Genomic DNA, 18,092 nt, shown 5'->3' with positions numbered 1-18,092 from the left:
TTTCCTTTCCTATAGAAAATCTATAGCACTATCTGATGTATCATATTGAACATTTTTACCAAGACTTTTTAGTTGATTATAAAGGGCGCTATCTCCTTTATTAACTAGAAAAACAGTATTTGATCCAAAATTCCCATCATTAAAATTTAATAAAATATCTAAATTCCTAATTCCTTCACTATTAATTGTTTTGGTTTGCTTAGTTGAAACAATTTTAATTTTTTTAGTTTCAGAACCATTACTAAATATTATTTTACTTCTTGGCATCTGTGGCATAGTAGTATCTAAGACAGTAAATTGAGCATTATTTAATTCATCTGTATCTAATTCATATGTTCCACCTGAATTAAATAACACAATTCTTTTTAATTTTCTTGAACCATTTTGAGGTTTTTCAATGTCATTAAATTGTAATCCTCTTAATGTTTTTAACGAAGGAACTCTACTTAAATCAATTCCAATTGGATAACTATTTCCCTTTTCTTCATAATCTGGATTAACACCACCACCAAATGAACCTTGGAAAATTCCTTCATTATTTCTAACTCAATATGCCATTCTTAAACCGGCATTTATTCTATCAAGATTTTTGTTAGCGCCAACATCCGATTCTTCAAATGCAAGTGAATCGAAAACAATTCTTCCAGGAACTGGTTTTCCATAATTTACACCCGATGTATAATCAACTGTATTAACTCAAGCAACATTTTTTAAAGCTCAAGGGTTAATACTTCATTGATCAGATAATTGATCTCCTGTAGATAAAAGTGAAAGTTCGTCAATTTTTTTATTTTCAAGAGCAATTAATGCTGAAGTATTTTTACTTTCAAAAAATAGTTCTAGTTGTGGTAAATGCTCAGGCAGTTCTTTAAAAATTTCATAAAATCTTTGATTTGCATCTTTTGAACCGATATTTCTAAATCTATATGTAGTAATTTCTAAATTATTTTCTTTAGCTTGTTTTATAAATTTCAATGTTTTTGCATATCCAGAAGCATTTGCCATATCAATTTCAACAACTATTCCTTGATTTCTTTTTCCTTCAATTGGTTCATTTCTAGTTAATTCGCTAATTGTAAATCCGTCAGCTTTTGAAATGTTATAATTCTGAAATCTTTGATCAGAAGTAATGTCCTTAGCGGTTCAACCATCATAAACACCCTTTCCGATATTAGCTGGATATCTTCCTCTGTAACCAGAATTACCAAAAACCCTTTTTTCTGAATTATCTTTAATTAAACGTGCTTGAACTGTGTTTAACAATGGCGAATATGATCAAGAACCTAAATTTCCATTTTCGTCAACATAAATATTTTGATTATCAGGTTCAATAACTTTTCCTTCAGCTAAAAACTCTAATACTTCAGGTCTTAAAGTTGTAAATTTACTTTGATCAATATAAGCAATTATTTTAGCTCATCTTACTTCATCTTCCTTAATTGGTTTTAATTCACTATAATAAATTTTTTTACCCTCATCAGTTAAAAATTCATAAACCTTATCACCATTTTGTAATAGTCTTTTATATTTTTGCAATAAATATGGTCAATAAAATTGTTGAACTTTTAAAAAGTCTTTTAGATCCTCAGGTTTCATTTTCTTATACTCATTTAAAGTATTTTGTCAAGCTCCTGCTGTTAAAATAGAAAGTCCTTTTACTGAATTGGCAGTATTTTGTTTAATAACTTCTTCTGTAACTTCAATTGAAACAACTTCAGAAATAACTTGAGCACGATACTCTTCTCTATTAGTAATTCCTTTGTCAATGTCATTTTGACTTTGAACTCTTTCTTTCGGTCTTTTTACAATTGCCTTAACAGTTAAATTACCAAATTTTAAATACTCAATGTTTCCATCACCTAAATTAGGCGAAGGATTTGGTTTAGGTTCAGGAGTGGGCTCGGGTGTTGGAGCAGTTTCTAAAACAGGAGGTGGAGGAGTTAGTTCTTCTGGTTGAACTTCTTCGAATTTAGGACTTGGAGCGGTTTCTTTAACTAGTGTTTCTTTCTTTTCCTCTGGTTTTTGCACTTCCTCTTTTTCTACCGGCTTTTCAACATTAATTTGTTTATTATCTTCAACTTTTTCTTCCTTTTTAATTTCCTGCTGATTATTATCACGGCTAGAGATAAAACCATCACTAAAATCTAAATTATTTTTAGCATTTAACTTAATTGTATTATCTTTAAGTAATTTCGATTTATCAACACTATTTTCGCTACTTGTAGTAGCAAAATAAAGTAATGATGAAACAGATGCTGGCACAACAGCAGCAATAGCAATTGTTCCAATCATCTTTCTATTTTTAGATTTTTTTAAAAAATGCTTCATATTAATCTCCCTCGGTAGTTATTAATAGATATTAAAGATTATACTTTTTTTTTTTTTTTTTTATAGCAAGAAAAAACGAAATATATTTATTTTTTTAAAAAAAATAATAAAAAAAACATACATTTTAGCCAAATGTATGTCATTTAGTAGTTTTAAAATACATTTTAAAATGTATATTTTTCAATTTTATCGTTTTCAACAACAACAAAATTATCACCCTCAACAGCCCCATATGGTATTAATGCTTCTTTTGCTTTAAGAGGATCTTGCTTAATTTCTTCAAATAATGAAAGTGAATTTAATGAAGTAAATACTGATGATGTTACCCCGAATCCGCCAATCATTTTTTCGTTTTCTAAAATACCAATAATTGCTGTATTTGGTCTAAATTTAGCAACCATTTTTAATAACTCACCTGTTCTTGATAAAACAATAGCATATTTAATATTTTCATCCATTGTCAAATGTGCTAATTTATGAGCGATTAATGCTCTTTTACCAACTGATGTATTAGTAATTGTTGCTAGTTGAACTTTGTAAAATAGTTTATTATAAAATTCTGATTCCGCTCTTTTGCTGATTGTTGCCATAACTTGAACTGATTCAAGTGGGAAATTTCCTTGTGCAGATTCACCAGATAACATTGTTGCATCAGCACCAAGTTCAACCGCTCAATAAACATCAGTAACTTCTGCTCTTGTTGGTTGTGGAGAATTTTCCATTGAATCAAGCATTTGTGTTGCTACAATTACTGGTTTTCCAGCTAATCTACATTTTCTAATAATATTTTTTTCATGATATGGCACATCTTGATAAGGAATTTCTAATCCTAAATCCCCTCTAGCAATCATAATACCATCAGATGCTTCTATAATTTCATCAATTCTTTCAATTCCTACATGGGATTCAATTTTAGAAATAATTTGAATGTGTGAACCACCATTTTCATTTAATAATTGTCTTAATTCATGAACATTAGCTGCAGAATTTACAAATGAAGCCGCTATGTAATTAACACCTTTTTCAATTCCGAATTTAACATCATTAATATCTTTTTCAGCTAAAAATGGTAATGAAAATTCAACACCTGGTAAATTAATTCTTTTATTTGATTTTAGTTTATGAGAGTTAGTTACTCTAACTACAACCTTCCCTTCTTCCACTGATTCAACAACTGATTGTAATTTTCCATCATCAAATAGAACTCTATCACCAACTTGTAAATCTCTATCCATTTCATATGAAACAGAAAATTCGGTTTTTGTTCCGTAAAAATTAGCAAAAGCTTCTGCGCTTGTTCAAATTGTAACTTCTGAATTTGCTTCAATAACTTGTGCACCATCAGTCATTTTTCCTACTCTAATTTCTGGACCTTTAGTATCAAGTAAAATAGAAACTGGAATTCCTAGTTCTTTAGAAACTCTTTTAGCATTTTCGAATTTAGCATTTTGCTCTTCAAAATCACCATGAGAAAAATTAGCTCTAATAGTTGTTACACCATTTTCAACTAATTTTTTTAATAATTCATAGTCCTGAGTTGAAGGACCAATTGTTGCTATAATTTTTGATCTTTTATCTGTTATATTCACCGTTTTCTCCTTATTAGACTTAATTTTTATATAAGGTTTATATACTTATAAATTTTACTATTTTTTTAATTTTTTCATTGAAAAAAAAGAAATATTTAAAAAAATAAAATAAAGCCATTTTTTGGTTTTATTTTTAACTTTTTGTTGTAATTATGTATTTTGTTTTAATTTCTGAATTCAAGCTTTCACCTACTGGTGCAATGAATTTATAATTAATTTCATAAATTTCTTCTTTTAAAGTATTTTCATCAGGCTCTAAACCATAAATTGTTTGAGTTTTTTGCTGAGATTTATATATATTTTTAGCTAATTTTGAGTAATTAGAAGTTGTTTCAGTTAAAATGTTTTCTAATAGCGGATCATCTTTTAAAATTTCACCGTTTTTATTTAATAAAACATTATATCCTTCTTCTTCATCTGAATTAGTTTCTTTAACAACTGTTAGTGCATCATTAAAATAAAATTTTTCAAAATATTCATATGAAGATTTAAATGAAGGAGTGTAATTAACAAAATCAAAGTTAGCTAAATTTGGTAAACTTTCAAAATTTAAAATATATGCTCTACCTTTTTCTTCAACTAATCGATCATCTTTTTGCACATAATTATATTTAACATTTTCTGCCGATTCAAAAATTAATTGATTAAGAGTGTAATCTTCACCTTTGTAGATATTTTCATATAAATCATCTAATAATTGATTTGCCAACTCATCATCAATGTTTTTAGTAATAATTCATCCGTCTAATAAAGTTAAATTATTTTTTGGTCTAATGATTTTAATACTTGTACCATCTTCGATATAATCAAAATTATCATTTCCATTTAATGCATCTAAAGCATCTCCATTATAAATAAATCCAACTTCTTGTTTTACTCCAATATCAATTAAAGCTGTTAAAAGTTCTAATCCTGAACTTTTAACAGAATTGACTGCAGTATCCGATAATGGTTTTCCTGATGTTTGTTCCACTAATTCTAAAAATTTTTGAATTTGTTCTTGATAATTTTGTTTATCAACTATTCCTGTATATCCATTATTAGTAAAATTAGGATTATTAACTAATTCACTTCCTGCTAGTAAATTGTCTCTCATCGCTTCGGTTCATTCAAAATATTTATAACCATTTTCTCTTAAGGTTTTACCAATAGAAACTAAATCTTGTTTTGTAAATTTAATTCCTTTTTCACGAATTGTTTCTTTTTTTTCTTCACTTCAAGAAGCAATTGAATCTTTTAATGGTTTATTACCATCACCATAATTTGCATCACCAACAGTGTATGCAATAACTTTATCTTGTATATAATAAGGAATTGTAAATTCTCAAAGTTGATCTTGAATTCCATCATTATCAATATCAATAATTCCTTTATTTTTATCACCTAAAATATACATAAATTGATTGTAATTATCTAAATGATCTAATGTTTCTTTTCTTAATAATTTAGCAATTGCTGCTCTTCGTTTTTCTAAATTTTCTTGAGCACTTAAATTTTCATCATTACTAAATTCTTTTGATAAACTTTCATTAGCTTTAAATAAACGAGCAAAATCTACTTTTCTAATTAATTCTTTTTGAGCCATTCTAACAATTTGAAAATCTGAGCCAACTCCACCCACTACACGACTATCTTCAATTGCTTTAGAAAATTCGGATACATCTCCAAATTCTTTGTAGTCAAAATGTTTTTCAATTCCTGATTTTGAGGACTCTGAAATATAGTTTTGATAGTTCATTATTACAGGTTTAAATTTGTTATTTAATTTAATGTGACTAACAACCGCAACAGTTGGAACGATAATAGCTGCCGAACCTGCTAAAGTTCATAATGCTTTTTTAGACATTGCCATTTTTCACTCCTTTTTTGCTTCTATATGTTTTATAAGAAATATAAGCTATATTTCCAACAATAGTTACAACTAACATAATTGCTCCAAGTGCTAGTGCTCAAGTTTTAAATGTTCCTTGATACAATTCAACTCCAATTGTAGAAGTGTTGGAAGTAATTCTTGTTATGATAAAATCATCAAAAGATAAAAAAGTTACAATAACAAAGACAAAAACAATTGCCGGTATCATGTATGTTAAATAAATTTTAAATCATGTTTTTATTTTTCCATATCCTAGATCTTGCGAAGCTTCAAATAAATTTTTAGAAAATTTTTCGCTTCTTGGAAACATTAACATAATTCCATAAGGCAATGTCATTGTAACATGAGAAACAATTGCTCGAATCATTCCTTCATCAGTTGCTCTTAAAACTCCAAAAAGAGTTGTTAGTAAAATTGCTAATGAAATTGCAGTAATAATATCAGGATTAATTAATGGAATATTAGAAGTAGAATTAACATAACTTTTTACTGACTTATTTTTTTGTTTTCATAAAGCGAAAACGGTAATTAATGAAATAATAATTACAATTATCGAAGTTGAAATGGCAATAATGAATGAATTAGCTAGTGCTAGTAATTTTCCTTGAGTTTTTAAATCTTCATAACCTTTTCAACTAAAAGTATTTCAAGTAGTAGAAATTAAATCTTTATCTGATGGTTTGTTGAAAGAATAAACTAGTCCAAAAAATATTGGAATGTAAAAAATAATTAAAATGATTCAAATATAGCTTTTTCTAATTATTTCATTTTTCTTAAAAAATTCTATTATCTTAGACATTTTTAACTCCTTTCAATTTTAAAATTAAAATAGGAAAGAAATAAACTATAGCATAAATACCCAACATAACTAAAATAGTAATTAAAACAAGTGAAGACGATCTTGCTAAATCAAATGGATTTGATGGATTAGCATTTAAATTAATTAAATTACCAATAAGTTGATTTTGACCTCCGTTTGGTAGCAATTTATCAGAAATAATAATTGAAGTTGCCGCCATTAAAAAGACAAGAGCAATTCCTGAAAAAATCGCTTTTAATCCATATGGTAAAACCACTTTAAATAATGTTTGTAATCTGTTATAACCCAAATCTGCTGATGCTTCTAAAATATTTTTAGGCATATCTTTAAATACAGTATATAAAGGGATAATCATAAATGGTAAATTTAAAAATACCAATCCCACTAACATAAATCAATAACTATTTAAACTTGCTTCATCAAACATTGTTACAAAAAGCGCTCTTAAAGAAAATGTTTTAGCTATTGTAAAAATAATTAATGGAGAAACTATTAAAGAAATTGAATAAATTTTAAATGCTCTGGATTTGGAAGTTGAAACATAAAATGCATAAGGCAAGGCTATAATTAAACAAATTAATGCCGTTACTAAACCAATTGAAACCGATCTTCACATTATAATTCAAGTTCCAGGTTGTTTAATTAATAAATAATTATCAAAAATCTCTTCTTCATCAGTTTTTAATGGAGAAACTGCTTTAACCAAAAGTAAAACCATTGGCAGTAAAATAAAAATAATGGAAAAAATAATATAAACTAATGAAAGCGATAATCTTGGATTTAAATTAACTTTCGCCTTAGAAATAAGTTTATTTATCATCGCCTGTAAATCCTTTACGATCCTTTTTCATTAAATGTAAAGACGATTTAGTTCAATGAATATAAACTTCTTCACCTAATTCAAAATTTTCAGTTGTTTCTGCTAATATTATTTTTTCTCCCACTTTAACATCGATAAAGTAATATGATCCTTTATAAACGCTTTTAATAACTTTTCCATGATAGTGGCTTTTTGCATTTCTAGATAAAATAATGTCTTCAGGTCTTACTAGACCATCTAATTTTTCATTTTCTTCAAATTCAGTATGAATTGTTTCAATCATATGATTTAAAATTTTAACTCTACCAGGTTGAACAAATTCAGCATCGAAAAAGTTTGCATCACCGATAAAATTAGCAACTCATTTATTTACTGGATAGTCATAAATGAATTTTGGAGAATCATATTGTTCAACTTCACCGTCTCTAATAACCGCAATTTTATCAGAAAGTTCAAGTGCCTCATCTTGATCATGAGTAACAAAAACGAATGTAATTCCTAATTTTTTTTGTACCGATCTTAATAATTGTTGCATTCTTTGACGAATTTTAGCATCAAGTGCAGAAAGTGGTTCATCTAATAATAAAATTTCAGGTTCAATAACTAATGAACGTGCTAGTGCTACTCTTTGTTTCATCCCACCAGAAAGTTCGTTAATGTTTTTGTTCTCATTGCCTTCTAAACCAACGATTTTAATAATATTTTGAACTTCTTCTTCCATTTCTTTTTTAGTAATTTTTCTAGTTAAATGAATTTTTTCAAAATGTTCAATTTTAGAATTTACATAATTTTCTCAATATGAGTATTTAAAATCAGAATCATCCAATCATTTTTGAATTTTAGCTCTTTTAATTTTGGATAATTGTTGTTCGTTTAATTTTTCAGTATATTCCTCTTGTTGTTTATCTAACAATTCCATTTTTTCTTTAGCTTTTTGAGTCCATTTTTCAACATTTAATTCAAGTTTTTTTAAAACTGTTTCTTTAATATCGTTTTTAGGATAACGTTTTAATCTTAATCCATATTTAATATTTCCTGAAACTGTTAAATGCGAAAATAAAGCATAATCTTGAAAAATGGTTGATACATCCCTTTTATTAGCAGGAAGATCTTTAATATCAAGTCCGTTGAATTTGATTTCACCTCTAGTTGTTCATTCAAATCCACCAATTAATCTTAAAATTGTAGTTTTTCCAGATCCTGATGGTCCTAAAAGTGTTACAAAATCACCTTTTTTAATTTTTAAATTAACATTATTTAAAACCTTTTTTGTCCCAAACTCTTTATCTACATCAACTAATTCAATAAGAGTTTTCTGTTTTTCTATTTTCATTTTAATAATAAAACCCTTCTATATTTTTTAAGTTGTAAATACCTCATTATTTAAAGGAAAAAAATCCTTCTCTAATGAAGAAAAACGGGGAAATTATCAAATAAATGTTGAGAAGTTTCAGTTGGAATAAAACTTAAATCTGCATAAACTAAACTAATTAGTTTATACAATTTTATTCTAAAACTTCCTGTTCTTAAAAATTTCATAGAGTAATTTTACCAAAATTACAAAAAATATTAATAAAATTTTTGATTTTTTATTTATGAAATAAATAGCTAAATAATTTGAATAAATAAAATAGCAAAAATTAACTAATTTTATAAAAATTTAAATTTTATTTATTAAAAAAACCAACATAAATGCTTATTATGTTGGTTATAATAAATATTTTATTCTACTTCGCCAAAATAGAGGTGAGGATATTTTCATCCAAATTTTAAAAGATCGCTTGATTTCATTGAAAGTACATCTTCTCAAGTTGGCATATTTAATTTATAATTACTTTTTTCAATTGTTATTAATGACTTTTTAACAAGGTCATAATGATTTCATGAATTAGTATTTTCATTATAAGTTTGAGCCATAATTGTTTTTTTATCAGGTAGAGAAATTGAATAAGTATTTCTTACACTTTCAACTCATTTAATAAAATCGATTTTATTTTTTCATCAATCCATTAAAGAATCATCGAAAGTTAATATTTCTCTTCTTGAAGGTAAATTAATATCTTGATAGCTGTTTTCTACTATATTAATTAATTCAATTTTTTCTTTTAATTTAACAAAATCGCTTACATACTTGAACTCTTCTATTTCTGAAATATTAGGTAAATAACTTTTATCACCAGTTTGATCCATAACATCAAGTAATTGAGCTTTTTCTTTTCAACCGCCCACTCCTCCTGAAGATATAATAGATTTTCTTTTTGGTCAGTTAGTTTTATTATCTACTGTTTGCATAAATTCTAATAATTCGATTTTTTGTTTTCACAATTTGAATTTTTCATCTTTAAAAGTCATTATTTCTTTATAAGTTGGTAAATCTGCTTTATCTTGGATTTTATCTAAAGTAAGTAGTATATTTAGTCTTGAAACTCAATTAATAATAATTTTTTCAACTTCTTTATATTTCATATTTTTAAATTTATAAGCAGAAGGGTGCATTATATCTTGATAATTGATAATTATAGAATTTAATACTTCATTATAAGCATCTCAATAATTTGCAATAAGATTTAGCTTTTTAACACTTTCTTCATCATTTGCTTCCATAATTTCTTTTATTGTAGGATAGTTTACTTGCTGTTTATATTTAGACTTTTCTATATTAATAATTGCTTTTAATTTATTTTCTAGTAAAAAAACTTCTTTAGATCCGTCTAGTAATAAAATTTGATTAATATTTGGTAAAAGTGATTTATCTTGGATTAGATTCATTAATTGCATTATTTCAACTCGACTTTCTTCTCAAGACATACTTTCTAAGTTTATAACATTATTTCATGCTAATTCATCGATTTGATTTGCTATACCAAAATCTATTAAATATAATTTTTCTTCTAGATAATTTAATTTCACATAATTTAAATTTAATATTTCTTGTCAAGTAGGTAATTTAGATTTATCTTTATAATTGCTAATAAATTTTAGAAATTCAATTTTTTCTTCCATTGAATACAATTGTTCAAAATTTAAGTCATAAATTTCTTGTAAACTTGGTAAATAACTTTTATCACTTTGACTTATTACAAATTCTAAAAGAAGTTTCATATTATCTAATGATACAGGAGTTAATTTTAATACCTTATCTCAATCAATAAAATCTATTTCAGATTTTGAATTAGCAAATCTTAAAAATTTAATTTTACTATCTACATTTTTCAGTTTACTAAAGTTTAGAGTTAATACTTGCTGTCAGGTTAATAATTTAGATTTGTCATTTTCTTTAATGATAAAGTCTAACATAGCAATTTTTAAATCAATTGGATGTAATTGATTTGGATTTAAATTAGATATTTGCTCTAAAGTTGGAAGTGAATTTTTATCACTTTGATTTAAAACAAATTCAAAAAGAAGTTTCATATCATTTAAAGAACTAGAATCGAAATTTATTACATTATCTCAATTAACAGAAGTGATTTCTGTTTTTGAGTTAAGAAATTGCATAAATTCAATTTTGTCATTAGTGTTTTTTAATTCTTGTGAAGTTAAATTTAACACTTGTTCTAATGATGGTAATTTCGTTCTATCTTCTTGATTAATAACAAATTCTAAAAGAGTTTTCATTTTTTCTAATGTTATAGAATCGAAATTAAATATTTTATTTCAATCAACAGAAATGATTTCTGTTTTTGAGTTGGCAAATTGCATAAACTCTATTTTATTAGTTAAATTTTCTAATTGCCCTCAAGTAAAATTCATCACCTGTTCTCAAGTAGGTAGTTTAATTTTATTATCTTGTTCAACAATAAATTCTAATAAAGTAATTTTAGAATTTAGATTTTCTAATTGTTCTGTAGTTAAATTAAATACTTGTTCTAGTGAAGGTAAATAATCTTGATCTTTTTGTTTTAAAATAAACTCTAATAAACTGTTAGTTCTTAATAATTTATTAATTTCTAAATTTAAAATTTGTTCTAAATTAGGTAAATTAGTTTGATTTTCTTCATTTAAAATAAGCTCCAAAAAGTATTTTCTAGTTTTTAAATTATATAATTGTGAAAAATCAAAATCAAAGATTTTTCTTCAAGTAATGGATGGAGAATTATCTTCTTTTCTATTTAAAAATTTTAAAAAAAGAATTTTATCATCTAAATTTCATAGTTGACTATAAGTTAAGTTCATTATATCTAATCAAGTTGGTAATTTACTTTTATCTTCTTGAGTAATGATAAATTCTAATAAAGTAATTCTAGAATCTAAATCTTCAAATTGTTTTGGTGTTAAATTAATTATTTCAGATCAATTTGGCAATTCTATTTTATAGTTCTGGTTAATAACAAATTCTAATAAAGTTATTTTAGAATTTAAATAACTTAATTGATCCAAACTTAAACTCATTATATCCGATCAAGTAGGTAATTTAGTTTTATCATTTTGTTTGTTGATAAATTTTAATAAAGCAATTTTATAATTTAGATTTAATAATTGATCGGAATTTAAATTCATTATATCAGATCAAGTTGGTAATTTACTTTTTTCTTCTTGAGTAATAACAAAATTTAAAACTCGAATTTTTAATTGAATTTCTGATAATTGCTCTGTAGTTAAACTAAATACTTGTTCAAAAGTTGGTAAATTGCTTTTATCTGTTTGATTAATGATAAATTCTAAAAGAAGTTTCATATTATCTAATGAACTAGAATCTAAATTAAAGATTTTATTTCATTCAACAGAAATGATTTCTGTTTTTGAGTTAATAAATTGCATGAATTTGATTTTATTATTTAAATTATTTAATTGATCAGAAGTTAAATTCATGACATTAACTCAAGTAGGTAATTTAGTTTTATCATTTTGTTTATTAATAAATTCTAGTAAAGTAGTTTTAGAATTTAGATTTTCTAACTGATTTGAAGTTAAATTAAATACTTGTTTTAATGAAGGTAAATTGCTTTTATCGTTTTGTCTGGAAATGAATTTTAATAAATAGTCAATTTTTAGTAGTTTATCAGAATTTAAATTTAATATTTGTTCTAAATTTGGTAAATTGCTTTGATTTTTTTGATTTAAAATAAGATTTAACAATTGTTTTCTTGTTTCTAAATTATCTAGTTGAGAAAAATTAAAATCAAAGATTTTTCCTCAATTCATAGATTGTGATTGATCTTCTTTTCTGTTGAAAAATTTTAGAAAAAGCATTTTAACATCTAAATTATTTAGTTGATCGGAAGTTAAATTCATTATATCAGATCAAATTGGTAATTTACTTTTTTCTTCTTGAGTAATAACGAAATTTAAAACTTGAATTTTTAATTGAATTTCTGATAATTGCTCTGTAGTTAAACTAAATACTTGTTCAAAAGTTGGTAAATTGCTTTTATCTGTTTGATTAATGATAAATTCTAAAAGAAGTTTCATATTATCTAATGAACTAGAATCTAAATTAAAGATTTTATTTCATTCAACAGAAATGATTTCTGTTTTTGAGTTAATAAATTGCATGAATTTGATTTTATTATTTAAATTATTTAATTGATCAGAAGTTAAATTCATGACATTAACTCAAGTAGGTAATTTAGTTTTATCATTTTGTTTGTTAATAAATTCTAGTAAAGTAGTTTTAGAATTTAGATTTTCTAACTGATTTGAAGTTAAATTAAATACTTGTTCTAATGAAGGTAAATTACTTTTGTCATTTTGTCTGGAAATGAATTTTAATAAATAGTCAATTTTTAGTAGTTTATCAGAATTTAAATTTAATATTTGTTCTAAATTTGGTAAATTGTTTTGATTTTTTTGATTTAAAATAAGATTTAACAATTGTTTTCTTGTTTCTAAATTATCTAGTTGAGAAAAATTAAAATCAAAGATTTTTCCTCAATTCATAGATTGTGATTGATCTTCTTTTCTGTTGAAAAATTTTAGAAAAAGCATTTTAACATCTAAATTATTTAGTTGATCAGAATTTAAATTCATTATATCAGGCCAAGTTGGTAATTTACTTTTATCTCCTTGAGTAATAACAAAATTTAAAATATAAGTTTTTAACTGTATTTCTGATAATTGCTCTGTAGTTAAACTAAATACTTGTTCAAAAGTTGGTAAATTGCTTTTATCTGTTTGATTAATGATAAATTCTAAAAGAAGTTTCATATTATCTAATGAACTAGAATCTAAATTAAAGATTTTATTTCATTCAACAGAAATGATTTCTGTTTTTGAGTTAATAAATTGCATGAATTTGATTTTATTATTTAAATTATTTAATTGATCAGAAGTTAAATTCATGACATTAACTCAAGTAGGTAATTTAGTTTTATCATTTTGTTTGTTAATAAATTCTAGTAAAGTAGTTTTAGAATTTAGATTTTCTAACTGATTTGAAGTTAAATTAAATACTTGTTCTAATGAAGGTAAATTGCTTTTATCGTTTTGTCTGGAAATGAATTTTAATAAATAGTCAATTTTTAGTAGTTTATCAGAATTTAAATTTAATATTTGTTCTAAATTTGGTAAATTGTTTTGATTATCTTGATTTAAAATGAGATTTAACAATTGTTTTCTTGTTTCTAAATTATCTAATTGAGAAAAATCAAAATTAAATACTTCTTTTCGAGTAATTGATTGTGATTGATCTTCTTTTCGATTTAAAAATTTTAGAAAAAGGATTTTATCATCTAAGTTATTTAGTTGAACTCAATTTAAATCCATTATATCTGATCAAGTTGGCAATTTAACTTTATCTTCTTGATTAATAATAAAATTTAAAACTTGGGTTTTTAATTGAATTTCTGATAATTGCTCTGTAGTTAAACTAAATACTTGTTCAAAAGTTGGTAAATTGCTTTTATCTGTTTGATTAATGATAAATTCTAAAAGAAGTTTCATATTATCTAATGAATTAGAATCTAAATTAAAGATTTTATTTCATTCAACAGAAATGATTTCTGTTTTTGAGTTAATAAATTGCATGAATTTGATTTTATTATTTAAATTATTTAATTGATCAGAAGTTAAATTCATGACATTAACTCAAGTAGGTAATTTAGTTTTATCATTTTGTTTATTAATAAATTCTAGTAAAGTAGTTTTAGAATTTAGATTTTCTAACTGATTTGAAGTTAAATTAAATACTTGTTCTAATGAAGGTAAATTGCTTTTATCGTTTTGTCTGGAAATGAATTTTAATAAATAGTCAATTTTTAGTAGTTTATCAGAATTTAAATTTAATATTTGTTCTAAATTTGGTAAATTGTTTTGATTATCTTGATTTAAAATGAGATTTAACAATTGTTTTCTTGTTTCTAAATTATCTAATTGAGAAAAATCAAAATTAAATACTTCTTTTCAAGTAATTGATTGTGATTGATCTTCTTTTCGATTTAAAAATTTTAGAAAAAGGATTTTATCATCTAAGTTATTTAGTTGATCAGAACTTAAACTCATTATTTCAGATCAAGTTGGTAATTTACTTTTTCTTCTTGAGTAATAACAAAATTTAAAACTCGAATTTTTAATTGAATTTCTGATAATTGCTCTGTAGTTAAACTAAATACTTGTTCAAAAGTTGGTAAATTGCTTTTATCTGTTTGATTAATGATAAATTCTAAAAGAAGTTTCATATTATCTAATGAATTAGAATCTAAATTAAAGATTTTATTTCATTCAACAGAAATGATTTCTGTTTTTGAGTTAATAAATTGCATGAATTTGATTTTATTATTTAAATTATTTAATTGATCAGAAGTTAAATTCATGACATTAACTCAAGTAGGTAATTTAGTTTTATCATTTTGTTTATTAATAAATTCTAGTAAAGTAGTTTTAGAATTTAGATTTTCTAACTGATTTGAAGTTAAATTAAATACTTGTTCTAATGAAGGTAAATTGCTTTTATCGTTTTGTCTGGAAATGAATTTTAATAAATAGTCAATTTTTAGTAGTTTATCAGAATTTAAATTTAATATTTGTTCTAAATTTGGTAAATTGTTTTGATTATCTTGATTTAAAATGAGATTTAACAATTGTTTTCTTGTTTCTAAATTATCTAATTGAGAAAAATCAAAATTAAATACTTCTTTTCAAGTAATTGATTGTGATTGATCTTCTTTTCGATTTAAAAATTTTAGAAAAAGGATTTTATCATCTAAGTTATTTAGTTGAACTCAATTTAAATCCATTATATCTGATCAAGTTGGCAATTTAACTTTATCTTCTTGATTAATAATAAAATTTAAAACTTGGGTTTTTAATCTTGCATTATTTAGATATGAAGAATCGAAATTTAATATTTGCTCAATTGTAGGAAGTGAACTTTTATCTTTTTGATCTATAACAAATTCTAAAATAGTTTCCATATCTTCTAAATAATTAGAATCTAATGCAAATACTTTGCTTCAATTAACAAAAGTTATTTGAGATTTTGAATTAACAAATTTCATAAACTGTATTTTGATATCTGGATCTATTAATTGATGAAATTGAAAGTTCATCACCTGTTCTCAAGTTGGCAGTTTACTTTTATCACTTTGATCTTTTATATAATCTAAAATTTTGATTTTATATTCTATTCTTGATAATTGATATGGATTTAAATTTAATATTTGTTCTAAATTTGGTAAATAATTATTATTACTATTATTATCAAAAACAAAATTTAAAAGTTTTGTCATATTTTTTAAAGATTCAGAATCTAGATCTATAATTTTTTCTCAAACAGTAGTTGTTGTATTTTTTATAGAATTAACAAATTTAATTAATTCTATTTTTTTCTTTAAATTTTCAGATTGATAATAAGTGAAATTAAAAATTTCTTCCGCTGTTGGTCAATCATTTTTATTATTTGATTCCTGTTTGTTAATAAATCTTATAAAATCAATTTTAACTTTAGTTATTTCAGTTTCATTCTTATCTATTTGATAAATTCGTTCAGTATTAATGTTATAAATTTTTTTCTCTTCCTGTAAATAGATTCAATCTAATATTTCAATTTTATCTAATCAATTTTGTACTTCTGATTCATCAAAATTAATCACTTCCTTAAAACTAGGCAATTTACTTTGATTTGTTTTATCTAAAATTCATTTTATTATTTTCGCTTTATTCTCTCATAATTCAACTTTTTGATAATTCATTTTATTAATTTTAGATCAAGTTGGTAAATCAGAAACAAAATCTATATCTAAAAGTGAGTTTATTAATTTTTCATAATCAGATCATCTGTAATAATCTTCTGATTTCATGTTAAAAACTTCTTCTCATGTTGGCAGAGAATTAAATGCTAAAGATTCATAAGCTGAGCCTTGCGAAATTAATCTTAAAATTGCCTTTTGAGTAGAAAAATAATGTGTTATTTTTAAATCCATAACGTCATTTCAACTAGGCATTTTAGGGCTACCCATTTTCTTATTAACAATAATATCTAGAAGTTCAATTTTTTTAGTTTCCCATTGTTCTAATTGGTGGGATTTTAAAGATAAAATTTGTTCAATAGTTGGTAAAAAATGACTTCACTTTTGTTTGGTTAGTCAATTAATAATTTCAAATATTTTTGCAAATTTATTTAATTGATCACTATCCATTTTATTAATTTCTTCTCAAGTAGGTAAATCTTTAATTCCATTTAAAGTAATTAATACATCAAAAATTTTATCTTTTTCGTCATAGTAATATTCAAGTTTAAGATTATGAATTAAATAAATTTCATCTTCACTTGCTAAAAATAGTTTAAATTTTAAACGATCTATTCACTCTTGTGATACATTTATTTCAAAATTTAAAATATCTTCTCTAATAGGTAAATTTGATTTATCTTCTGATTTAGATACTAATTTTAATAAAAATAGTCTATTGTATCATTTATCTATTCTTTCATCGTTCATTTGAAAAACTTCTGCTACCGTAGGAAAGTCCGTCTTATCAATATTATTAGAAATCAGCGCTAATAATTCAACTATTTTTTTAGTTTTTTCAAACTCTTTTCTATTCATTTTCAAAATGTTTTTAACATTTGGAAATTCATAAGTTTGCTTTTCAATAAAACTAATTAATGTAATTTTAGAATTTCAGTTTTTTAATTGTGAAAAATTCATTTCATTAATCTGTTGTTCGGTAGGAATTCATTCTTTATTTTCTTGCGAATTAATTCAACTTATTAATTCGCTTTTCATTTCCGAAAAACTTTTATCTTCAACTAAAACATTTGAACTTTCATATGGCTTAACAGGTTGTTTTTGCTTATCATCATCTGCTGCTTTTTCAACTTCATCTATTAATTTATTAAGCATTTTTTCATCATTATCTTCATTACAGGAAATTGTTGTTAAAACACCTGCAACTGATGCAGAAATTGCAAATGTTTTAAATATAATTTTCTTTTTTATTTTTTTACTTTTTATCTTCATATTTAAATTTTAATTAAAATATGTTCTTAGCCAAAAAAAAAAAAAAAAGTGCGGTTTTTCCAGTTTTTTTCGCTGGTTTTTTCAAAATATTTTTTTAGAAAAATAAATAAAATTTTTCTAGAGAAAAAAACAAAATCTATTATTACAATTTATAGATTATTAATTAAAATTTATAATGATTTTATAAACTTAAATTTCAAACAAAAAATATTCGGTTTTAGAAAAAAAGAATCTGAATTATTCCAGATTCTTTTTGCATTTATAT

Annotated in this window: 9 protein-coding genes; all 9 read right to left on the bottom strand. The window is 24.0% G+C overall.

Going from position 1 to position 18,092, the window contains the following annotated elements:
* Nucleotides 1-9: 9 nt before the first annotated feature.
* The 9 genes from QEG99_RS01795 to QEG99_RS01755 all read right to left on the bottom strand — a co-directional run bounded on the left by QEG99_RS01795 (nt 10) and on the right by QEG99_RS01755 (nt 17,827).
* Nucleotides 10-2,328 (bottom strand): putative immunoglobulin-blocking virulence protein, encoded by a 2,319-nt coding sequence (locus QEG99_RS01795; RefSeq protein ID WP_280102302.1) that lies wholly within the window; start codon nt 2,326-2,328, stop codon nt 10-12.
* A 164-nt stretch (nt 2,329-2,492) separates the two neighbouring features.
* A complete protein-coding gene (pyk, locus tag QEG99_RS01790; protein WP_280102301.1) occupies nt 2,493-3,917 on the bottom strand; it encodes a pyruvate kinase in 1,425 nt (474 codons plus the stop codon).
* Between the two features lie 133 nt (nt 3,918-4,050).
* Nucleotides 4,051-5,769 carry a type 2 periplasmic-binding domain-containing protein gene (locus tag QEG99_RS01785; RefSeq protein ID WP_280102300.1) on the bottom strand — a complete coding sequence of 573 codons (1,719 nt, stop codon included), beginning with the start codon at nt 5,767-5,769 and terminating at the stop codon, nt 4,051-4,053.
* The gene (locus tag QEG99_RS01780) at nt 5,756-6,589 is read right to left on the bottom strand and encodes an ABC transporter permease (protein WP_280102299.1); all 834 of its coding nucleotides are present in this window, start codon (nt 6,587-6,589) and stop codon (nt 5,756-5,758) included. Before QEG99_RS01780 ends, QEG99_RS01785 begins: the two co-directional genes overlap by 14 nt.
* Complete coding sequence (locus tag QEG99_RS01775) at nt 6,582-7,430, bottom strand: ABC transporter permease (protein WP_280102298.1); 849 nt, start codon at nt 7,428-7,430, stop codon at nt 6,582-6,584. The genes QEG99_RS01780 and QEG99_RS01775 overlap by 8 nt, the downstream gene beginning before the upstream one ends.
* Nucleotides 7,420-8,763, bottom strand: a complete 1,344-nt coding sequence (locus QEG99_RS01770) for an ABC transporter ATP-binding protein (protein ID WP_280102297.1) — start codon at nt 8,761-8,763, stop codon at nt 7,420-7,422. Before QEG99_RS01770 ends, QEG99_RS01775 begins: the two co-directional genes overlap by 11 nt.
* A 71-nt stretch (nt 8,764-8,834) precedes the next feature.
* Nucleotides 8,835-8,969 carry a hypothetical protein gene (locus QEG99_RS01765; RefSeq protein WP_280102296.1) on the bottom strand — a complete coding sequence of 45 codons (135 nt, stop codon included), beginning with the start codon at nt 8,967-8,969 and terminating at the stop codon, nt 8,835-8,837.
* Between the two features lie 183 nt (nt 8,970-9,152).
* A complete protein-coding gene (locus QEG99_RS01760; protein WP_280102295.1) occupies nt 9,153-14,870 on the bottom strand; it encodes a hypothetical protein in 5,718 nt (1,905 codons plus the stop codon).
* The gene (locus QEG99_RS01755) at nt 14,870-17,827 is read right to left on the bottom strand and encodes a hypothetical protein (protein WP_280102294.1); all 2,958 of its coding nucleotides are present in this window, start codon (nt 17,825-17,827) and stop codon (nt 14,870-14,872) included. The genes QEG99_RS01760 and QEG99_RS01755 overlap by 1 nt, the downstream gene beginning before the upstream one ends.
* Nucleotides 17,828-18,092 lie beyond the last annotated feature (265 nt).

Source organism: Mesomycoplasma lagogenitalium (assembly GCF_029854295.1).
GTDB lineage: Bacteria > Bacillota_I > Bacilli_A > Mycoplasmatales > Metamycoplasmataceae > Mesomycoplasma_A > Mesomycoplasma_A lagogenitalium.
Note: the sequence above shows the minus strand (reverse complement) of the source record. Positions and strands in the feature narration are given on the sequence as shown.